Source organism: Bythopirellula goksoeyrii (assembly GCF_008065115.1).
Classification (GTDB): Bacteria; Planctomycetota; Planctomycetia; order Pirellulales; family Lacipirellulaceae; genus Bythopirellula; species Bythopirellula goksoeyrii.
The window spans coordinates 5,733,058-5,755,368 of record NZ_CP042913.1 but is presented as its reverse complement, the minus strand read 5'-3'; the positions used below and the strand labels follow the sequence as shown (position 1 = coordinate 5,755,368).

At 50.4% G+C, this 22,311-nt stretch carries 15 protein-coding genes and 1 tRNA gene; 9 read left to right on the top strand and 7 right to left on the bottom strand.

All coding sequences use genetic code 11. From position 1 onward, the window contains the following. The first annotated feature begins 3 nt into the window (after positions 1 to 3). The 3 genes from Pr1d_RS22660 to dctP are packed head-to-tail and all read left to right on the top strand — an operon-like array spanning position 4 to position 3,179. Positions 4 to 1,293: a TRAP transporter large permease gene (locus tag Pr1d_RS22660; protein ID WP_148075665.1), complete on the top strand. Its 1,290-nt coding sequence runs from the start codon at positions 4 to 6 to the stop codon at positions 1,291 to 1,293. Positions 1,294 to 1,342: 49 nt separating this feature from the next. Next, on the top strand, positions 1,343 to 1,966 hold the full coding sequence (locus Pr1d_RS22655) for a MarC family protein (RefSeq protein ID WP_148075664.1): 624 nt from the start codon (positions 1,343 to 1,345) through the stop codon (positions 1,964 to 1,966). A gap of 7 nt (positions 1,967 to 1,973) precedes the next feature. After that, positions 1,974 to 3,179: a TRAP transporter substrate-binding protein DctP gene (gene dctP / locus Pr1d_RS22650; protein ID WP_148075663.1), complete on the top strand. Its 1,206-nt coding sequence runs from the start codon at positions 1,974 to 1,976 to the stop codon at positions 3,177 to 3,179. 311 nt (positions 3,180 to 3,490) lie between these two features. Here dctP and Pr1d_RS22645 read toward each other — a convergent pair whose 3' ends face one another. The 4 genes from Pr1d_RS22645 to Pr1d_RS22630 all read right to left on the bottom strand — a co-directional run bounded on the left by Pr1d_RS22645 (position 3,491) and on the right by Pr1d_RS22630 (position 7,690). Beyond that, positions 3,491 to 4,594, bottom strand: coding sequence for a PEP-CTERM sorting domain-containing protein (locus Pr1d_RS22645; protein WP_148075662.1), 1,104 nt, complete (start codon positions 4,592 to 4,594; stop codon positions 3,491 to 3,493). Positions 4,595 to 4,696: 102 nt separating this feature from the next. After that, positions 4,697 to 5,725 carry a DUF1559 domain-containing protein gene (locus Pr1d_RS22640; protein ID WP_168205435.1) on the bottom strand — a complete coding sequence of 343 codons (1,029 nt, stop codon included), beginning with the start codon at positions 5,723 to 5,725 and terminating at the stop codon, positions 4,697 to 4,699. A gap of 146 nt (positions 5,726 to 5,871) precedes the next feature. After that, entirely contained in the window at positions 5,872 to 6,198 is a 327-nt protein-coding gene (locus tag Pr1d_RS22635; RefSeq protein ID WP_148075661.1) for a hypothetical protein, read from the bottom strand. A 184-nt stretch (positions 6,199 to 6,382) separates the two neighbouring features. Next, entirely contained in the window at positions 6,383 to 7,690 is a 1,308-nt protein-coding gene (locus Pr1d_RS22630) for a hypothetical protein (RefSeq protein WP_148075660.1), read from the bottom strand. Between the two features lie 395 nt (positions 7,691 to 8,085). Between Pr1d_RS22630 and Pr1d_RS22625 the strand changes: the two genes are divergently transcribed. Continuing rightward, on the top strand, positions 8,086 to 9,528 hold the full coding sequence (locus Pr1d_RS22625) for a Gfo/Idh/MocA family protein (RefSeq protein WP_168205434.1): 1,443 nt from the start codon (positions 8,086 to 8,088) through the stop codon (positions 9,526 to 9,528). Positions 9,529 to 9,616: 88 nt separating this feature from the next. Here Pr1d_RS22625 and Pr1d_RS22620 read toward each other — a convergent pair whose 3' ends face one another. Continuing rightward, positions 9,617 to 12,037 (bottom strand): hypothetical protein, encoded by a 2,421-nt coding sequence (locus tag Pr1d_RS22620; protein ID WP_148075658.1) that lies wholly within the window; start codon positions 12,035 to 12,037, stop codon positions 9,617 to 9,619. A gap of 214 nt (positions 12,038 to 12,251) precedes the next feature. Next, positions 12,252 to 13,148 (bottom strand): sugar phosphate isomerase/epimerase family protein, encoded by an 897-nt coding sequence (locus Pr1d_RS22615; RefSeq protein WP_148075657.1) that lies wholly within the window; start codon positions 13,146 to 13,148, stop codon positions 12,252 to 12,254. A 236-nt stretch (positions 13,149 to 13,384) separates the two neighbouring features. Between Pr1d_RS22615 and Pr1d_RS22610 the strand changes: the two genes are divergently transcribed. From Pr1d_RS22610 to Pr1d_RS22600, 3 genes are all read left to right on the top strand, one after another. Continuing rightward, a complete protein-coding gene (locus Pr1d_RS22610; RefSeq protein ID WP_168205433.1) occupies positions 13,385 to 16,636 on the top strand; it encodes a DUF1553 domain-containing protein in 3,252 nt (1,083 codons plus the stop codon). Between the two features lie 22 nt (positions 16,637 to 16,658). Then, positions 16,659 to 18,122: a DUF1501 domain-containing protein gene (locus Pr1d_RS22605; protein ID WP_148075655.1), complete on the top strand. Its 1,464-nt coding sequence runs from the start codon at positions 16,659 to 16,661 to the stop codon at positions 18,120 to 18,122. Between the two features lie 354 nt (positions 18,123 to 18,476). After that, positions 18,477 to 19,241 carry a PIG-L deacetylase family protein gene (locus Pr1d_RS22600; RefSeq protein WP_148075654.1) on the top strand — a complete coding sequence of 255 codons (765 nt, stop codon included), beginning with the start codon at positions 18,477 to 18,479 and terminating at the stop codon, positions 19,239 to 19,241. Between the two features lie 160 nt (positions 19,242 to 19,401). On the opposite strand, the gene Pr1d_RS22595 is transcribed toward Pr1d_RS22600, so the two are convergent. Next, positions 19,402 to 19,475, bottom strand: a tRNA-Arg gene (locus Pr1d_RS22595). 132 nt (positions 19,476 to 19,607) lie between these two features. Here Pr1d_RS22595 and Pr1d_RS22590 point away from each other — a divergent pair. Both Pr1d_RS22590 and Pr1d_RS22585 read left to right on the top strand, forming a co-directional pair. Further along, positions 19,608 to 20,882 carry a tyrosine-type recombinase/integrase gene (locus Pr1d_RS22590; RefSeq protein ID WP_148075653.1) on the top strand — a complete coding sequence of 425 codons (1,275 nt, stop codon included), beginning with the start codon at positions 19,608 to 19,610 and terminating at the stop codon, positions 20,880 to 20,882. A 164-nt stretch (positions 20,883 to 21,046) separates the two neighbouring features. Then, complete coding sequence (locus Pr1d_RS22585; RefSeq protein WP_148075652.1) at positions 21,047 to 22,309, top strand: tyrosine-type recombinase/integrase; 1,263 nt, start codon at positions 21,047 to 21,049, stop codon at positions 22,307 to 22,309. Positions 22,310 to 22,311: the final 2 nt, after the last annotated feature.

Below are 22,311 nucleotides of genomic sequence, written 5' to 3'. Positions count from 1 at the left end.
GGCATGGCTATGCTCATCGCGGGGCTCTTGTTGGTATTGCTCTTCATGGGTTTTCCAATGATGGTTCCTCTCGCGGCTTCAGCCTTAGCCGTGTTGTGGTGCTACTTTCCGGGGGACATCACTCCGGCGATCCTCATTCAACAGTGGATCGGTGGCGTGACTCCCGCTGCTCTGATTGCCGTGCCCATGTTCATTCTGGCTGCCGACATTATGACTCGTGGTCAGGCCGCCGACCGTTTACTCGACATGGTGATGAGCTTTGTTGGCCATGTTCGGGGCGGCTTGCCGATGACCACGGCCGTTAGCTGTGCGTTATTTGGTGCGATGTCCGGCTCGACCCAGGCTACGGTCGTTGCAATCGGAGGTCCGCTTCGGCCACGGCTTCTTCAGGCGGGATACTCCGAATCCTTCTCAACCGCATTAATAATCAATGCCAGTGATATCGCCTTGTTGATCCCCCCTAGCATCGGGATGATCGTCTATGGTGTCGTCTCGGGCACCTCCATAGGCGAGTTGTTTGTTGCCGGAGTGGGGCCAGGCTTGCTGATACTAGCCATGTTTTGCGCCTATTGTTATTTCCTCTCGGATCCGAGCGTTGTCGAGTCTGCGACCAAAGCCAGCGCAGAGCAAAAGATTCGTGCGGTCCGACGCAGCCTTCTGCCTTTGGGTTTCCCGGTAATTATCCTGGGAGGGATATATACGGGAATCTTCAGTCCCACCGAGGCAGCCGCCGTGTCGGTGCTCTATGCAGCCTTCCTGGAACTCGTCGTCTATCGCGAACTTTCCTGGCGAGATCTGCCGAATGTTGCCCTCTCGACTGGTCTGGTTACAGGGGTTGTTTTCGTCTTGGTCGGCGCAGGGGCCGCCTTTTCGTGGGTCATTTCTTTCGCACAGCTTCCTCAGGACCTGTTGGCAGAAGTTGGCCTGAATGCCAACTCGGGCTATTGGACCATCATGCTTTCTATCTGTGTGGCCTACTTTGTTGGCTGCATGTTTGTCGACCCGATCGTGGTCATCTTGATTCTCACCCCGATTTTTCACCCCATCGCAGTCGCTGCGGATATCGACCCCGTGCTAGTTGGCGTTGTTGTCACGTTGCAAGTGGCCATCGGTTCGGCCACGCCTCCCTTTGGATGTGATATATTCACCGCGATTGCCATTTTTCGACAGCCCTACTGGCAGGTCATCCGTGGCACGCCGCCATTCATCGTGATTTTACTCTCCGCGGCGTTTATTCTGCTTACATTTCCAGGCGTTGCCCTACTATTGCGGGACTTGGCTTATACTCAATAGCTCGCCGAAAGATTTGCTCCAGCTTCACTTCGCATTGTAATTGAACTTTATGGAAACGTTGTTTATTGATTCTGTGGTTTTGATGGCCGTGCTGTTCAATCCATTCTTTATGAGTGCGTGCCTGCGCGACATCATGTCGGAGTTGTCTTTAAGAGAATTCTTTGGCGTATTGCTGCGAGCATTCGCCATGAGTGCGGCAGTATTCTGCCTCTTTGCCTTTGGAGGAGACCAGTTATTTTCACACGTGCTTCAGGTGAGATTTGCCGCGTTCTTGGTTTTCGGTGGAATTTTATTTCTGATCATCTCGCTTCGCTACATGGTGTTCGGTGCCAAGATGATTGAAACTCTTCGCGGCCCACCAGAACATCTGGCCGGCTCGCTGGCAATGCCGTTCATGATTGGCCCGGGGACAGTCAGCGCGAGCGTACTGATCGGAAATCGACTGCCATTAGGGCTAGCCTTTCTGGCAATCGTGGTAGCTATTGTGATCAGTTGCCTGTTCCTCATGATAGCCAAAGTGCTGTTTGACTACGTAAAGAAGCGCAACGAGGCGATTGTCCAAAGATACATGGAAATCAGTGGTCGCGTCGCAGCGCTCCTCATCGGCTCCATCGCAGTCGACATGATCATGCGCGGCATCGAAATGTGGCTGCAAGAGAGTTCGATTCTATAAGGACAATATGTCGAGTTCCAAGCACATACTTCCGTTTCAGTTGGCAATCCTCTTGCTGGCAATTGTTAGTGTGAGCATCGGTTGCGGTCGAACTGCACAGCACCCACCAGAGTCGGATCACCAGATCTGGCGATTTGCCATCGAAGAATCGGAGGGAAGTGTCCAGCATGTGTATGCCACGCAGTTCAAGCGACAGATTGAAGCTGCGACGTCAGGTGGTGTCGAAGTGGTCGTCTACCCCTATGGTACGCTCGGCACCTCGACTCAAATCACAGAGCAGCTCAATCTGGGTGCGTTGGAATTCGCCATGGCTTCACCGGGATCGATCGGCAAGTTTATTCCCGAGACACAGGTGTTTCTGCTTCATTTCGTCTTGTCGAACAGCGACATCGTGAATCAACAAATATTATCGTCGCCAGAGGTGTTGGAAACATTCGATACGCTCTATAGGGATAAGGGATTGAAGCTGCTCTCCATTTTTCCCGAGGGCGAGATGGTATGGACGACGCAGAAAGAAGTCCGTTCGCCCAAGGATTTTCAAGGCGTGAAAATCCGGGTGATGACCTCACCGATGTTGATTGATGCCTATGCAGCCTACGGTGCCAGCCCCACGCCGCTGCCTTATGCCGAGGTTTACAGTGCCCTCCAACTAGGAATGGTCGACGCTCAGGTGAATCCGATTTTTGCCATTGAGCGGCAGAAATTCTTCGAGGTGACCGAGTGGCTCATCTTCCCGGGACACGCTCACTTCGTTACCACAGTCGTCGCGAATCAGGAATTCTACGATAATCTCTCTGAAGAAGATCAAGCTATCGTTGACCAAACGATAGCCGATCTCAACGACTACATATTCGAGCAGCAAGTGCAATTCCAGTCGGATCGACTCAAGGCAATCGTTCGCGAGATGCAGCAAAAACGGGCGAAGCTCAATATCTGCGGCGATCTGTCAGATTTTATTGAAAGTCTATCCACGCAGGAGCGACAGGAACTCATTGACGACAATCCGTTCTTAAACATCACTCCCGCATTAACGCCAGCAGAGCGCGAAAGATTTCAGCAAGCTAGCAAGGAAGCGAGAAAAACGTTTCTCCAAATCGGGGGACCCAAGGCAGACGAGATCCTAAGCCTCATTCGCCAGGTCAAGAACCGTGTGCTAGATAACGCAGCACAAGTTGAGCCTCAGAGCGAAAGCCGCTTACCAGGGCCAGAATAATCCAAAAAGTATCCCCGGCTGGATTCGAACCAGATTGAACTATCCGGGCTACGCCCAGATGCGATTCGATTCTCGCAATAGACTGGATCAGTTACAGGGGGGAAGCCCAGTATTCCAGGTCGGCACCTGCCGAAGTGCGGTAGGTGAAGTCGACAGACTTCGATTCGCGGTGGTCGTTCGAGCTGGTGGTTGGACAAGCCGCCCGCTGGAACGGTTCGGTGCTATCTACGCAGGGCCCACTTAATGCAAAAAAAGGCTGGTCACAGAAGTGACCAGCCTGTGTCATCAAATGAGCTATCGAACCTAGCCGCTTAGGCTACTTGGTTCTTACGCCTTAATACGAGTGCCAAAGTACCGAGACCAAGTAACAACACGGAAGCTGGTTCAGGAACTACCGAGATTTGAACAAACGAGACATTCGTGTTGCCGTCAAAGCTGGGGACCGTGACCAAAAATGCCCCCAGTTTCTTAGGTGCTGGCTCGCTGGTAGTGAAATGAACGCCTTCGGCAATAAGATCACGTGCTGTGCCGAGGCTCAATTGGCTGATAGGACTGCTAGGACCGCCGCTTTCTTCAACTTGAAAGAGGCCAGAGCCATTAATTTCTACTTCACCACGAAAATCGGTGAGCAGCCCATCAACTTCTACTCCAAACTCATTGCTGCGCACGAAACCATCGTTGATCGTCAGCTTTCCGCTGAAGCTGTCATCATCGTCGAATCGAAGCTTGTCATTCACAATCATTGAACCGCCATTGACGGTGATTTGGGAGTTGCCGAAGAAGAAGAAATCGTCATCGGCGAAGATGTCCCCATTACTTAGCACAATCCCAGCATTATCCTCCGTAACCAGTCGATCGCCGATATTAATAGCACCACCGGTCATGGTGAGTGAGCTGTTAGAGTTAATGACGAAATCATCTCCGGTACTTGCTGTACCACCTGACATCGTCATCACACCCACAGAACCATTTCCCAGAGTGATATCGTCGCCGGCCGCTAGAGTGCCTCCAGACATGGACAACAAACCAATATTAATTCCACCAGAATCACTGCCAACATTCATGTCGCGAACTGTTAAGTCTCCACCTGTAATGAAGGCAGAACCATTCCCAGCAGAAGTACCAATGTTTACGTCCAGCGCGGTTTGACCTGGCTGTGTGTTATCAACTAGAACAACGCCTAGTAGTGGAATGTCCGCCGATGTGGTCGGACTCGGGGGTGTAGCAGGGTCACCACTGATGGGATTGCCGAAGGCATCCAGTTTTTGCTCCCAGTTGGCTGCGTCATCCCAGGAAGTGCCATCGCCACCTCCGTCGAATTCATAGAGGCCATCCAACTGGCCATAACTGGCGGTCGTCATAAGAGCGCAAGAACAAAAGAAAATAGAAGCTAAACCAACAATTTTTCTACACATTAGCAAGTCTCCTCTAACGATGAGTGAAGGAACTGATCCAACAAAAAAACCTAATTCCTGGAAATTAGTATAAACTCTTTACAAGCAACTTCCAAGCTTTTTCTACTGTTCTTGGGCATATTCATCATTTAATTCTTGACTGGCCCTCGTTGCATAGGCGTTGTATGGAATCGGGGAAATATCCTCTGAAATGAACTCCACATGGCCATCGGCGAAGAAAAAATTCGCACCCCTCGAATGCCGACTTCCAAATGCGCATGCTGCAAAATACGGTCTGTCGGGCGGGACTCTCTTCCGATGCATCTTGACGAAATCCACAAAATCTGGTCCCGCGGGCGTATTTACGGGATTGTCAGTCGTTCGCATGCCGTCCAAATGACGGACGGCAGAGGACCAAATGTTGCTACTATCGATCACGTGACTATCCAAGGTCTCTCCACCAAAAAACGTATTGCTTGTTCCGTCTTCGATTTCTCGCAACTCGATTTCTCGAATATAGAAAAACAGGCCGGAATTATCCGTTTTCACTCCAAAGAAATCTCTGCCCCAACTGGGACCCCGGTGACCCATGTTGAGGACATAGTCTCCGGTGGCCGGAGGAAGCTCCGCGTTCTGATAAACCAGTGAATCAGTGATGGGTTCAGAACCAGCACTCGGACAAACGAACATATCCGGTCGCGTGTTCAGGGCTTGTTGAATCTGCGGAGTTGCCCAAGAGGTGTAACCGTCGGCCTCTTCGGAGGAGGCTCCAATTGGCCAGATAATTCTATTTTGACTGCTTAGATCAAGTGCGTCATAAATCGCTTGTTGCTCCAAATAGGGGAGTATCTTTACAAACCCACTCATTGACGATCGCAGAATACTTGAGTCTTGCTCACAGCCACTCACCGAAGGCTCTACCGCTCCGTCGCAGCCATGACGCCCGGCGGGTAAATTTCCATTCGTGCCTTCATAGTTCAACAGCGCTAAACCAATCTGCTTTTGATTGTTGACGCACTGAGTTCGCCGGGCAGCCTCGCGCGCAGCTTGGACTGCTGGCAGCAAAAGTGCAACAAGCACTCCGATAATTGCGATCACGACCAGAAGTTCTACTAAAGTAAAGCCCTGGTCTTTGCGTCGAAGTAATTTCACGCCACTGCCAATCCAGCACATCCGCATCTCTCCATAAACTAATTCATGATCTTTAATTAACTGTTGCTGGCAAGAGTCTTAATAATCTTTACCTAACGTGCACGGAGAATCACTCTTACTGGAATTTATTTACCGGACAGGATAAATCAGCGGAGTCGCTCCACAAAAGGTTTCCCCCCATCCCATGTAAGGTTGACCACGAGCGAATCAGTAGGTTCGGTGATACTCTGCTTCAAATCGGATGTTGAGTATCGAAAGTACTTTTTTGGTGCATGCCACTTTTTCTTTTTGGCGCTGAGTTCCTCCGATGCATCTACCTCGACTTTATATACTCCAGGTATGACACCATCATGTTTCGCGTAGGTGGAGAGCGTAAATCGGCCTTCCTCATCAAGCCTAGCGGCTGCTTGGCGTCCCACTTCAGGTACGAATCGGATGAAGCCATGTGTAAGTGGCTGTCCGTCAATTAACACCTGCCCCGACACCGCCAGTCTACCTGGCCGACCGTCACTGCAACCAATTGTTGGAAGCAGGAAGAGTCCTGTCAGAACGATTCCAATTGTGAAAAACTTTTCAACACTTCTAAGCTGATGGAACACACAACGCATATACTAAAATTAATCAATAATTCCTGCAGTAGAGATAGAAAACCTAGTTTCAAACCGATTTATTCAAAACTAATGTGGAACGGGATAGCAGTGCTAGGCTAAGAAAAAAAACAAATACGCCCGCTGCTGGCTCGGGAACAGCGACGACTGCAGTGAGCGGCGGTGCCCCGTAATTGCCTTGCCAATCGGTCAAATCTGCCGCTGATACAGAGACACCTGAAACACCATTAGGTGAGTCACCTCGCTGCCAATGCAGGAAATCACGGCCGTCCACGTCACCGTCGTTGTCGAAGTCACCCAGCAGGCCAGGTGCAGCGCTCGAAACCTGGGTGTAATCGGTCCCGCCAACGTCTACAACGGATACTGACAATGGAGAAGCTCCACTCGTCGTGAAGAACCCGCTGGTGATCAGCCCTTGCACAGCTGCAACACTCTCTTGAGCATTCTTAAATTGTAAAAGGCCATTGCCGTTGATCTCAATGGTCCCCACACTTAAGGCTTCATTAAAACTGCCTGCCCTCAAAATACCGCCATCGACAACGACTGACCCTTGCACCCGGAGAGCATTATTCGCTTGCAGTAGCCCACTCAATATGTTGGCAGACACATTTGGGGTCTGAGTAATATTGGCGTCGGTAAACCCTAAATTTACAGTGTTGGCTACGATAATCGTGCCGCCATCTAGATCAAGGGAAGAATTGCGATACATGCGAATATCACTGCCCACATTGATCGTCCCGGCGGTCATGTTTAGATTGCTGCCTGCATCGAACGTCCAGTCGAAAGACAAATCTCCGCGCGTGTTCAAAATCCCCCCACTCATAGTCACTTGGCCCTTTGAGCCACTACCGATCCACAAAGAATCGGTTGTTACTGTTCCCCCACTCAAATTGAAAGTTCCTGGATGGCGATCGATGTCCAAGGCAACATCGGCAGCACCCACACGCAACCTTCTATTGCAAGTAAAAGGGGACATCGAACAGCTGTTCACCGTGGTGAGAGTTCCGCCGGTCATGGTCAGTAAACCTTCGCCGCCGAAACGAGCAATACGTAGTTCGAATGCTTCAGCAGTATCCCCAGGACCGATGACAGGTGCATTGACGCCAAAAGTAGAGGTCTGAATCTCAACTCGAGTTCCAAAATCGGGAATCGCTGGCCCAAAGGGGGGAAGCGGATCGGCTCCTGAATCACTCCAATTCTCGCTGGTCATCCAGTCGGTGGGATCCGCTGGCTGCGGATCCATATCGGCGACACCATCAAAATCATAGGTTTCGTCCTCCTGGGCAGACGACCGTTGTGGAGATGACAGAATAGCGATAGCAATCAGCGAAGCGATAACAGCAAATTTCCAGTGCATGTGCATCAACTCCCTGGGCTTCACAAGTGGAAGATCTAAAATAGAAGAGATTTCTTTGGACATTGATAACCTGCATTATAAGACTCTGAAGTAATTTTTGCAACGAGAAAGGCCCTTTTTGCCAACAGGCGGAAAAAGTTGGCCTGCAGTGGCTGCAATCTTAGATGAATCGTGCACTACTTCTTCCTGGAATCGTTTCTTCTCAATAAACAGATCGCTAGTTTCTGAATTCACATTTGCGGACAACACCCAGGGTTGGAGAAGCCCGCAAAAGAGATTTATGATAGGATGCGGGAAAGGCAACTATTCTTCAGGCTTCGCTCCCAAACGTCGATTTTGATTACTATTGTCTGATAAGCCGTCTAATGCTCCATACCTTCTAAGGGGGAATGAGTATGCACACGATAAACCGCAGATTATTCCTGGGTGCCGCCTCTGCTTCTGGCTTGGCAGTACTTTCCAGCAAAGTCCAGGCTTCTGAGACAAAAGACATTCGCGTGGCAGTCATCGGAGCAAGAGGCAGAGGCAATGAGCATCTTCAAGCACTTGGCAAGCACGTCGTAGCAATCTGTGACGTGGATGAAAAAATCCTTCACGAGCGGAGCGCAGAAACAGAGCAGAAGCTGGGGCGGAGCATCGAGAGGTTTGTCGATTATCGCCGCCTGTTGGACGAAGCGGACATCCACGCTGTTTCGATTGCCACGCCGAATCATACACATGCTCTTATTGCCATCGCAGCGATTCAAGCCGGTAAAGACGTCTACGTCGAAAAACCCATCAGCCATGATGTTTGGGAGGGACAGCAACTAGTCGCTGCCGCCGAGCTCTACGGGAGAATTGTTCAATCTGGAACACAGGCCAGGTCCAGTTCAGGGATTGCCGAAGCGGTCGAGTGGGTTCAGCAAGGTGGCTTGGGAAAAATTCTCTATGCAGTGGGTACCTGCTATAAGCCAAGAATGAGTATTGGCAAGCTCAGTAGTCCACTAAAGATTCCAAAGCACATTCACTACGATCTCTGGTGCGGCCCTGCCAAGAAGCAGGAGATTTTTCGACCGGAGTTGCATTACGACTGGCATTGGGATTTCAACACCGGAAACGGCGATATCGGCAATCAGGGTATCCATCAGGTGGACATTGCGCGGTGGTTCTTGGGAGAGAATCAACTGCCGCCACGAGTACTTAGTATCGGTGGAAGATTCGGCTACGACGATGCGGGAAATACGCCCAACACTCAAATCGCTTGTTACGACTATCCGCAAGCACCTTTGCTGTTTGAAACTCGTGGTTTGCCACGTTCCCAGCAAGCCCAGGCCGATTGGAAAGCCTCCATGGATTCCTATCGAGGAAGCAGAATAGGGGTATTGATTCAGTGCGAACAGGGGCATGTCCTTGTGCCGAGTTATCACGAGGCAATCGCTTTCGATCTTGATGGCCATGAGGTGAAACGTTGGAAGAAATCCAGCGATCATTTCGCCAACTGGCTCGATGCCGTCGCACGTCAAGACAAGACCGTGCTGAACGCCGAGATACGAGAGGGACATGTAAGCAGCGCACTTTGTCACCTCGCTGGAGTTTCTCATCGAGTCGGCGCTGCGTCCACCTCAGATGCAGTAGCTGAGCAAGTTATTGGCAACGAATTGTTAGCAAATTCCTTTGATCGCATGGTTGGTCATCTCCGCGCAAACGATGTACTGCTTGATGAAGACAATACGAAATTGCGCCTAGGGAAATGGCTAGAACTTGATCCTGCCGGAAACGAAGTGATCAATAATTCTGAGGCGACAGCCCTGCTGCGACCAGAATCGCGTCCACCTTTCGCGATACCCGAAATAACGTGATCGCTGCTTCGGACATAAGGGGCCTCGTCCTGATCGACCAGATCTCAAACTGGCGGTCTCGGATAGAAGTGTGAGCTGTCTATGCCAATCAATCCACCGTAGTTCGTTCGCCGATTGATGTGAGTTCTAGTTCCAGTAACCTCTGCGCAGGCAACTCGACAGAGATACGTTGGCCATGGTTTTCGATGTTTACAGGCTCTTCCTTGACCGGTGAGCCCGAGGCCTTGGTTCGGAAAATGTAATTACCTGGCTTCGCTTGCCAGACACGCATTACGACTGTTTGCTTCTCATTTCCGTGAGAGAACAGTTGAGCTTTCAATCCTGTCTCATGCGTGTCACTTACAAGGGCGGTGAAATGTTCGTCAGTTTGTTCCCAGGAGACAGCATAATAAGGCGAGGTGTTGTTTTGCATGCTATCTCCCGTTAGCATCCCCTTGAGAGTCTCCCACTCGGTTATATACACTCTATCTGTGTAATAGGCTTCGCTTGTCTTTAAAGGTGTGTTGTAGCGCAAATCATCTAGCAGCGACTCGAGCCCATTGATCAGGTAACGTTCGTCTCCGCTTATACGGTATTGTCCGTATGGAGAACCATAACGCATGATCAGTTGATCAAAAGTCTGATTATTTGACACGAATCTCCATTGCTCCACGACGTCCCAGAAGAGATCGCACTTCCTTAATATCTGTGCAGCCCAGGCTGAGGAGCCTTCTCGAGGGATAGCGTCGGTTTGTTGAATTTCATTAGACTGGATCAGCTCTAACGTTAATAGCAAGGGCTGCAAGAGTCGCTCGTCTTTTGTCAGCAAGTAGGTAAAGAAAAACTGATCAAGAAGCAAGCTTCCTGCTGAGTGGTGCCAGTCAAAATAATCCCAGTACATGTCTGCTTGATACCAGTTTTCTCCATCTCCATTAATTGATTCGTCAGTAAAGCGAACAGAGGCTGGCAGAATTCCGTGCGGCTTACCCTTTTCGGTTTTCAAGGCAGCAGCAATCCAAGCCAACGACCATTCGTGGAGAGTCGAGATGACTTCAGGATCGGGCCGACGCCAAACCAAATAGCGGACTGCCTTCACAGCCCGGCAATTGAATTCAACGTCACGTCCTTTGGGTTCTGTGGTCACCATATCCGTGGCGCTAAACCAGGAGGATCGAAAAAAGCGGTTGCCTCTGGGAGTCATGCCCGTCCACAAATCGCGAAACAGATCGGCGGAAGGCTGCAAACGCTCCAAATACTCCGGATCATCGGAATAGACCGCCATCAAAGGGGCCGTGTCGGCGATGAATTCGGAGGCGTGCTCCACGTCGGCCAATTTCCGAGCATACCCTTGGTGAACATGTTTGCTGTGCCACACGCCATCAGCCAAACGTTTCCAACCCTTTATTGCGTTTTGATCGCCAGCCAGGCAGAGGGGGGGCCACCACCTAAGCATTTCCACATCATCACCAAACTTGCCTCCCAATTCTCCATTGGCAAGTTGACGGTGCGAGGTCCACCAGCGAACAATCGTGCGCAAACGGCACAAGGCTTCGTGTTGCAATACTGACCAGGCGGGAGCGACAGAACTTGGCTCAAAACAATCACATTCGTCCTGTAAATCAATTTTCTTGTCAGCATACATCGCCAGTAGGTCGTCTTCCGGAAATTGTTGGTAAAGCAAACTCAAGTCGCGCTCTGCGTTAGCGATTATTTCGCTTCCTCCTCGCTCCTTGCCGAGCCAATAGAGCATTCGACCCCGCAAAAATCGGCCACGATTCAACAAAGGTTCGTCGGCCTTATTTTCTCCAGCCAACAATGCGTCTAACAGCATGATCGCCTGATGATGCCGATCAAACATACTAAGACCGGTTTCTTCTTCAGCCCAGTCCCAGCCGCGCATGTGATAGTATCTCTCAGCCTCGGCTAAAAACTCTATCCGTTGCAGCCAAAGTGCGAAGACACTATCCCCAGGATTGGCAAGAGCTACAGCCTTAGTCTCCTGTTCCAACAAAGCGAGCGATGGAGGGTTGCTTAGTCCAACATTCGAGTTAAGAGTTCTTAAGTGTTTGCGTTGATCAGGAGAGTAGTCATTTACCCCACACAACAGGGTAACACCAAGTAGCCGAACTTCAGATTTTTGCCCGTTGAATTTGAGGATCAAACCATCGCTACCTACTTGGGCTGTCGTTACAAAGACCCGGTATAGCTTAGGCAAGTCCTTACTTGGCTCCGCGGGGGGCGGAAAATCTTGCCAGTCTATCGGCTTCAGTTCTCCTTGAACGTACACCTGAGTGGCATTGCTGTCGAACTCACCAATTTCGAGCCATACAAATACTTCCCACGTGCCGGCATTTACATCAGCTCTAAATTCAAGCGAACTCCCTGATACTCCGTCGATAGTTAAGGGCGAACGTGTTGGCGCCAGGTCATCTCTCACAAATGAAGCAGAAGGGGGCGTTAGCCAACCGAAACCAGTCGTTGACTGATAAAGAGTCTCTTTGCGTAGAGCGATCGACTGGGTAGCAAGCAAAGAATGTTGTGGTCCAGCATCGAACCTGATAACGCCCAATTCTGAAATCGAGTCAATTGCAAAACAGGCTGAGCTACTAAACGCCAAAACGCAGAAAATGGTTCGCTCCCATAGAGCAACACCTTTTGAGGATAAACTGAACAATTGCCGGACCTTTGTGTAATTATCGAGCGTTCCAAAGTATCTCGATACTATTCGAGAGGCGTTCTCATTGCTAATTTGGACTCCGATGGTTTTCTCGCATCCAATTAATGTAGTGTGCAGCGTAGGAATCCAGGTTTTCTATTTTGCCTCCACCCCGAATAGGAGAGCACATTTCGTAGTTGGCGATGCCGGAGAATCCCCCTTCCTGCAGACCACGGAAGAAGGCGGAGTAGTCGATAAAACCTGTTCCAAACTGTACTGCCCGCACAAGATCGGGATGGGCACGCTCGTAATTTATAAGTTCGGGACGGTAGTGATACCGAGGTAACCGAACGTAATCTGCATTTGTTGTTATCACTGTATGGTGAGCCATCTTTTTTGCGCAGTCATAGAGATCCTCTCCGCGCAAAGCAGGTGACCAGGCATCGTATCCCAATTTACAGTTGGGACGATCGATATCGTGGAGCACCTCAAGCAGAACGTCGCTATGTACTCCCACATCGTGATGATTCTGAACTGCCAGTGTAACATCATACTCTGCTGCCCTATCGCACATTTCACGTATTGAGGAAACTACAGATTGCCAAACCTGTTGTGGACCTTGAAATGAGGATTCATAAGCAGTGAAGATTCGTACGTAACCTGCTCCCAATCGATTAGCCATTCTTGCCAAATTAGTAATGTAGTCAATTTGCATTTCCAGGTAGGGTACTTCAGAAGCTGCCAAGGGAGAGAGGTCCGTGTAGCCGGCGATCACTTCGCAAGAGATATTGTTCGCCGACAATGCAGAACTAATCGCGGCGACATACTCTTCGTTCGCATCCAAGGGAGAAAGATGAGGACGTTTTCCAGCGAGCATGACAGATTCAAACCCAAGCTTGGCGGCTTTAGCGATAAAATCAGTCACATTGAGTCGGTCTTGTCCCCAGTAGCCCGCATAGCTTACAGAGAATAGGCTTAGTTTCATGTCAGGATATCCACAAGAAGAAATTGCTTAAACGAAGGAAGAAATGTGCTGACGACTGGTCATTATGGCATGACAGACCAGCTTTCGAACACACTACAATTCCATAATCTATATCAGAAAGTTCAAGCCGAATCACCTACTGACGTAAGGCCTGTGCATCTGCGGCTATGTTGCCATAAGCATTTTTGGCGAGTAAAATGCTTAAAGAATTTGCCCTTGAGCCAGGATTGCCACCTATGAATTTCATAAGAGGAGTTTGGATCGCTTGTTGCCTGATGCTTGGGGGGTTCTTTCACACAGGTTCAGTGAAGTCGGCGGAAGAGTCTACATCACCTTCTACGAAGTTAACAGCTGGTGTAAACGAGACAGACGTTCTAGTCGATTATCTTCAAGACATCCGCCCGATCCTCTCTGACGCTTGCTACGCATGCCATGGCCCTGATGAAGCCAGCCGAGAATCGGAGTTACGGCTTGATCTCCTGGATCAGGCAATCTCAGCAGATGGCCCTGACGAAAAAGTGGTCGTTGCAGGAAATCCCGAGCAAAGCGAATTGCTGCGTAGGATTTCGTGTGAAGATCCTGGCGAAGTTATGCCACCGCCAGAAACAGGGAAGTCACTCACTAATGAACAAGTTTCGCTAATTCGTCGCTGGATTGAGCAAGGTGCTAAATGGGAGCAACACTGGGCCTTTGTAACTCCAAAGCGTCCAGAGTTACCCAGCGTGAGTAGCTCCACTTGGCCTCGCAATGCGATCGATTTTTTTGTGCAGGCAGTTCTCGACCAAAAAGGCTTGAAGCCTTCCCCTGCGGCTCCAAGAGAAGTGATTATTCGACGGGTCACTCTCGATTTATCGGGATTGCCCCCTACGCTTGCTGAAGTCGAAGCATTCTTAGCAGACGAAACTCCCCAGGCCTATGAGCGAGTTGTCGATCGGCTGCTCCAGTCGCCGCAATTCGGAGTTCACATGGCGCGCTTTTGGCTCGATGCGGCCCGTTATGGCGATACGCACGGGTTGCATTTGGATAATTATCGCGAGATGTGGCCGTTTCGCGATTGGGTAGTTAATGCATTCAATTCAAACCTTCCGTACGACCAGTTTGTTATCGAGCAATTGGCGGGTGATTTGCTGCCGGATCCGAAACTAGATCAACTCGTTGCCACGGGCTTCTGTCGTGCCCATGTTACTACCAACGAAGGTGGTTCGATTGAAGAAGAGGTGCATGTCCGGAATGTTGTCGATCGAACTAGTAACACGGCCACAGTTTTTCTTGGATTGACTATGGGCTGTGCAGTTTGTCATGACCATAAGTTCGATCCTGTCACGCAGCAAGAATTCTACGAGTTCTCTGCTTTCTTCAATAGTCTTGATGGACCTGCTTTAGACGGAAACATCAAAGACCCTGCACCAGTGATTAGTGTACCTAGCGAGGACCAGGCTTCCACTCTCGCTTCCCTACGTGACCAGATTACACAATTGACTGAGGAACGGGACGCACGAGGAAAGTCGAGCGATCTTGGTTTTCTCCGTTGGATTGAGCGGCTAGGGGAGCATGATTCATTAATCGCCAAATCAGAGCTTCACATTGACGACCAGTTGGTCGTCCATTGTACTTTTGACGATGAATCCGGCGATCAGATCATGAACCAAGCCGATCCAGCCCGACAAGGCAAGTTGATCGGTGCCAATCGAGTCGCGGGACGCACGGGCAGCGGAATACAATTCCCTGAAGGTGCAGTCGCAGATTTAGGAAATGTGGCCAGCTTTGACGATGATGACTCGTTTAGCTACGGAGCGTGGGTTAAAACCGCTAACGGACGAAACAGCGTCGTCATGGCTAAGACTGATCCAGCACAACTTCATAAAGGCTACGAGCTCTCGATACAAGAGGGCCAGGTCAAGGCGATCATCAGTCGCCGCCGACCGGGCTATATTGTGAAAGTTGTTGTGAAGGAACCTTTGATTACACCTAATGAGTGGCATCATGTGTTTGTGACATATGACGGCTCGAAGTTGGCAAGCGGCGTAGTGATTTATGTTGACGGGAAACCCCAGCAAGTCGACGTTTGGTCCGATGCTTTGAAGTTTAAGGGAGGAATCCGTAACTCGGAACCCTTGTTGCTGGGTCGCCGCGATGCAGATTCTCACTTTCTCGATGGGACGATTGACGATGTGCGCGTGTACGGCAAGCGACTATCAGAATCAGAAGTCCGTGCAGTTTTCTTGGAGAGTGAACTCTCTTTTCTTGCCGATCCTCCCGAGAGCTTGAACGAAGCTCAACGTCATATCCTTCAGCATTTCTATTTAATGCACCACGACGACGAGTTCATTTCCTGCTCGAAAAAACTCGAACAGTTGCAAGATCAATTACGCAAAGTAACACAGTCGGTGCCTACTACTCTCATTTATCGAGAGAGCAAGAATCCCCGTGAAGCTTTTGTTTTGATCCGTGGCGAATACGATAAGCCTAGAGAACAAGTCCAGCGTTCAACACCTTCAGCACTCCCACCCATGTCGGCTGAATTCCCACGAAATCGTTTGGGGCTTGCGCGATGGTTAGTGTCTCCTGAAAATCCACTCACTAGCCGAGTTGTAGTGAATCGATTCTGGCAGCAACTATTTGGCATTGGACTGGTAGAGACGAGTGAAGATTTTGGAAATCAGGGAACAGTTCCTTCTCACCCAGAGTTGCTGGATTGGCTAGCAGTAGAATTCCGTGAAAGTGGCTGGGACATCAAAAGGTTAATGAAGCAGCTTGTGCTCTCAGCAACTTATCGCCAGAGTTCCTATGTTTCACCTACACTTGCGCTGAAGGATCCCAAGAATCGATTTCTGGCCCGTGGGCCTCGTTTTCGTCTTGACGCCGAGACATTGAGAGATCAAGCCTTGTTCTTGGGTGGTGACTTGGTGATGGACTTGGGAGGTCCAAGTGTTAAACCCCCTCAGCCAATTGGACTTTGGAAAGCAGTGGGGTTCTCAAGCTCTAATACCGTTGAATTTGTGCCTGACCAGGAACCGGACAAGATCAATCGCCGCTCTTTGTATGTTTTCTTAAAACGAACTTCTCCTCCTCCCGAGATGAGCACGTTCGATGCCCCCTCGCGTGAGTCGACTTGTGTTCGGCGCGAGCGTACCAACACTCCCCTGCAGGCATTGTTGCTAATGAATGATCCTCAGTACGTTTCTGCAGCACAAGCATTGGCTACCCGTGCCCTATCCGCACATAGGCTTACTCCTGCTGAGCGAGCAGCTTTTATTTACCGTCTTTGTACGGCGCGCGTACCTTCCGAAGCGACCGTGGCCGAACTCGTAGAATTATTCGATGAGCAATTGGAAGAATACGAGCAAAATGATGAGGCTGCTCAGAAGCTGCTGGCTGTACGTTTTGGGAAGTCCAATCGCAAAGAGTTTGATACGCCGCAGCTTGCTGCTTGGACAGTAGTTGCCAATCTTGTGCTGAATCTGGACGAGGTAGTGAACAAGAATTGATTGTTTCTTGGAAGGAAAGTTTATGGAACCAATTCGCGAATACTTGTTGGGAACGACCCGTCGACATTTCTTCAAACAGGGTGCTATGGGTCTAGGTTCTGCCGCACTTTGTTCCCTCCTTCCTTCAGTCGCCTCACCCAGCTCTGCTAACGCATCGCCAACTATCGGATTGCCAGGATTGCCACATTTTGCCCCGAAAGCCAAACGGGCTATTTATTTGTTTATGGCAGGTGCCCCATCGCAAATGGACATGCTTGATTACAAGCCTGCAATGCACCGGTGGTATGACAGAGACTTACCCGAGTCGGTCCGCCAAGGCCAACGGCTGACCACCATGACCAGCGAACAGACCCGATTTCCGATCGCTCCCTCGAAGTTTAGGTTTCAGCAATACGGGCAGCACGGTGCATGGGTGAGTGAACTATTGCCATTCCATGGCCGATTGGTCGATGACATAGCTATCGTCAAATCTGTCTATACCGAAGCGATCAATCACGATCCAGCTATCACTTACATCTGTACGGGGAACCAATTGCCTGGTCGTGCCAGTCTTGGAGCATGGTTAAGCTACGGCCTCGGTTCGCTCAATGAAAACCTGCCCTCCTTTGTCGTGATGACTTCCTCATGGACTGGACCAGTTGAGGCACAAGCTCTTTACAATCGTCTGTGGGGTTCTGGCTTTTTGGCTAGCAAACATCAAGGTGTCGCTCTGCGTAGCCAAGGCGATCCTGTCCTGTTCCTCTCTAACCCGCCTGGCATAGATTCTTCTACTCGAAGGCGAATGCTCGACTCGTTAGGTCGATTAAACCATCAAACGCTTGGTGACTATGGAGACCCGGAGACCGCCGCCAGAATTACTCAGTATGAAATGGCATTCAGGATGCAGAGTTCGGTACCCGACTTGGTGGACCTGAGCAAGGAACCGCAGCATATCCTGGACATGTACGGTCCTGACGTCATGAAGCCAGGTACGTTTGCCGCAAGTTGTCTTATGGCCCGGCGAATGGCGGAACGTGACGTGCGTTTCGTACAAATTTTCCATCGTGGTTGGGATCAGCATAAAAACATTGCAGTCGATTTACCGAACCAATGCCGAGACATTGACCAGCCATGTTGGGCACTGATCCAAGATCTCAAGCAGCGCGGCATGCTCGATGATACACTTGTAATTTGGGGCGGGGAATTTGGCCGAACAATCTACTGTCAGGGAGAATTAACACATGAAAACTATGGACGCGATCACCATCCGCGGTGCTTTACCGTATGGTTGGCCGGAGGGGGCGTCAAACCTGGTATTGTATACGGCGAAACTGACGACTTCAGCTACAATGTTGCTGACCGTCCGGTACACATTCACGATCTGAATGCGACGATTCTCCATTGCCTGGGGATCGATCATCGTCGGCTAACTTATCGATTCCAGGGGCTCGACATGCGACTTACCGGCGTAGAAGAACAGCGCCCTGTGCATGAGATTCTGACCTGAAACAATTTAGCAAATCTCAAACAGTCATGATTTTAGCTAACAGATAAGTCAGAAAAGAGATTGATGAAGAAAAGTGCCCTCTTTTCTGCGAATCAACATGACACAGGTCAACCGGAAGATCTCTCTTTCGATCTTCCCCAAAATCTCAACAATCTAAGTAAGTATTTTTGAATCTCAATAAGGATACTTGTTTTCTTGACCGAACTAGTTGCTGTGTCCAAATGACTCAGAAAAAGTATTCTTTGGGATCTCGGCATCTGGTTATTCCGCCCGGTCTTAATGTGTATTTGTGCAACTAGAGCCGATGGATGCATTTTTCTTGCTGATTCTATCTCCAAAATGGAATAATACCTGATGCACGAAGGTCTTCACTTTCGAAAAGTAGCCTTGGCCTTTCTAGCCCACCCTGACGACGCAGAGTTTCTATGTGCGGGCACTCTATTACGCTTGGTGGAGCACGACTGGGAAATTCACATTGCAACGGCAACACCCGGTGATTGCGGCTCGACTACTCTGTCCGCGGGCCAGATTGCAGAAGTTCGCAGAGGTGAGGCAGCGAATAGCGCTCGGTTGCTTGGCGGCACTTATCACTGTCTGGAAGAGCACGATGTAAACGTGATTTTCGACAAAACGGCCAATCGTAAAGTGATCGACTTGTTTCGCAGTATTGCGCCGTCGATGGTCATCACCCATCCTCGATTAGACTACATGCTAGATCATGAGCAAGTACATCTGTTGGCGCGGAGTGCAGCGTTTGCTTATTCGATTCCTAATGCCTCGAAGTTGCCATTAGTCCCTGGGTCCAAGATCCCTTGGCTCTATTACTGTGATCCCATCGAGGGATGTGATCCCTACTCAGGTGAAATTGTGTGTCCTACCGTACACGTTGATATCACCCGAGTGATCGATCGCAAGAGCGAGATGCTTGCATGTCATGCCTCACAACGCGAATGGCTCCATGAGCACCATGGAATGGATGAGTACATCGAGTCAATGAAGCGTCTTAGCGCAATGCGTGGTCACCAAGTGGGAACGGAATTCGCTGAAGCCTTCGTGCAACACCGTGGACATCCTTTTCCACAAACCGATATTCTTTCTGAAATTTGTGGCGTCATTTGAGTTCACCCAATCAGACTCCACAGCGCCTCCTCCTCAACCGCCACGTGCGGGTAGATGCTGGTAATCCTCACATTTGAGTTCCCGGCGGCATTCCCACCTCCGCCAACGTCCTCCCTCCAGCCAGTGCGTGGTTAAGAACGTATGCCGACCATATGTTAAGTATCCCCGGCTGGATTCGAACCAGCAACCTTCGGCTTCGGAGGCCGACACTCTATCCAGTTGAGCTACGGGGACTAAGGGTTTTTTGGAGCCTTGCACTACATTTCTTGAAAATCATGCACTACAATTGCTCTTGCGTTGACGTACTCCGTAAGGGCTCGTCGTCCAGATTCTTCAATTCTAAGCTCCGAACGCCTTATTGTATCGATGCCTGACAATAGCCGCAAGAAACGGATTCCACAGCTCAAATACACGGCAAACCGGGATATCGGTTGGCATGTCTCCTTTCGTGACCCGAAAACTGGCACTCCCAGGAAACATCGTTTCGCAGCTACGAGCCGAGCCGAGGCGGAGGCAGCTTACCATGAATGGGTAGCCGCCCACTTGCGTGGCGAGACTCCTACATCCAAACCAAAGCGGAGCCGGAGAAAACTGGTCGAACAGATAGCCACTCCCAAACCGAAGCCAACCGGAATTGCCACAGACATCATAGTCGGAAGCCTTCTACATGTCACTTCTGGATTTCTTAGCTACGAAGAGTCACGCGTTGGGGCTGATGATAAAGTTCGCCGAAGAGGGACCATTACACGCAAGACGTTCGAATCGAGGAAACAATTTGCTCAGGAGTTTCTACAGTTCCTGAATTCACGCTACGGCCAAGGAGCGGTTGGTCGAATGAATTTGTCAGAACTCACCATGCAAGACGTGGAGGCCTACAACCGATTGCTAGTGACTGCCGACTACTCCTCTTCCCAAGTCAATAAGCGAATGCGGCTCCTGAAAGCAATCATCGACCGAGCCGGTCGTCCGGAGCATGGGGGCCAGTTGCTCAGCTGGAACTGGGGGTCACGCGATGTGAGCCATGGGAAGCCCGCTGAGTCACGAAAACTTCCCACACTTACCCAACTCAAACTGGTGCTGCAACATTGCGACGCACAACGAACTGCCATGGTGTGGATGGCCATTGGCTGTGGGTTTGGGCAGCGTGACCTCGCCCAAGTGCGAGTGAATCAGTTCGACAAGAAGAGCTACGATTTGCGGCGTGGTAAGACTGGTATCGAGCGATATGGCGAAACGCCTCCAATGGTCTGGCGAGCGATACAAGCTTATCTTCGCGAAGCAAAGCGAAGCGAGCAGGAATTACTGTTTATTACGGAGAAAGGAATGCCGCTTGTGCATGGCAATTGCGATGCAGTTGTACTCTGGTGGACGAGATTGCGAACCAAACTAGGTGTCGATTGTAAGAGCATGGGCGGTTTTTACTCACTTCGCCATCTAGGGGCAACCGAATTCGGTTCACGTCCTGGTTGTTCAATTGGTGAGATGAAAAGATGGCTGGGGCACTCGGCGAGTTCTCAAGTGGCAGACGTTTACATGAAACCTGTGTCCCCGGAGGACCGACCCGTCGTAGAATGGGTCGGCAAAGCACTCAAGTCCGGGAAGGCTAGCCTCGCTATAACTGCCAAGCGTAAGAAGAAGTAATTGCGTTCAATCGTATCAAGGTTGAACTAAAGCTTGGGAAGCCGATGCTGAACACCACTATTTCCCGTAGTTCAGTGGCCTCTGCACTACATTTCCGGGGTACCTTGCACTACAATTCGTGTAACTAAGGCAGCTTCAACGCACGTATTGTAAGGCCCCTAGCCATGCCCAGCAACCAACGCAAGCCACGCGTACCGACCCTCAAGTACACCAAGAGTCGCAACATTGGTTGGCACGTCTCCTTTCGTGACCCAGTGACGGGGACGCCGCGAAAACACCGCTTCGGAATGGTCAGTCTTCAAGAAGCGGAAAAGGCGTACCACGAGTGGGTCGCGGCCCATCTTTGCGGTCAAACGCCGGGCGTCAAGCCAAAACGGCGAAAGAAGCTGGACCTTCATTCGATAACGGCCAAACCAAGTGCCGAAGGGGTTACGGCTGAGATTCTAGAAGGCAGCCTATTGCACATTACGTCAGGACTTCTCCGCTATGAAGAGTCGCGTGTTCGGGGCAGTGGAGAAGGCCGTCGTCAGGGAAGTATTACCAGAGCCGTGTACGACCAGCGAAAGGTTTATGCACAAGAAATACTTGAATTCCTCAACATTCGACATGGGCAAGGAGCCGTTGGTCGGATGATGCTGGACCATCTCGGATTGGATGACGTGGAGGCGTACAATCGAGCGATATTTGAGGCCGGTTATTCATCGTCACAGGTCACGAAGCGATTGCAATTTATGAAGGCGATTATCGACCGTGCGGGGCGGCCTGAGCACGGTGGGCAGGTGCTAGGTTGGAATTGGAGTTCGCGAGACGTTCTTCACGGCAAACCAGCCAAGAAGCGAAAGCTTCCGACTCTCAAACAACTACAGCTCGTTTTAGAAGAATGTGGTCCACGCGAGACAGCGATGGTTTGGACCGCGATTGGCTGCGGATTTGGGCAACGCGACCTGGCCGCCATTCGAGTTGGCCAGTTCGATAAGAAGGGCTACGACCTAAGACGAGGTAAGACGGGTGTTGAGCGATATGGCGAGACACCGCCCTTAGTTTGGAAGGTAATGCAAGATTACATAAAGCAGACGAAGCGAGCTAAAGGCGAATTGCTGTTTCGCACGGTGAAAGGAATGGCAATTGTGCATGAGCACGCAGACTCGGTCACGCAATGGTGGTCGAAGCTTCTCAAACGACAAGGAAAGGCGTGCAAAGGAATGGGCGGCTTCTATACGCTTCGACATCTTGGGGCAACCGAATTTGGGGCACGGCCAGGATGCTCCATTAGCGAAGTGAAACGCTGGCTAGGGCATTCTGCAAGTTCAGACATGGCTGATGTCTACATGAAACCTATATCGCCCGAGAATCGCGAAGTTATAGAATGGATTGGTAATGCCCTCCGTACTGGCAATGCAGACTTTCCGGTCAAAGGCAAAACTTAATC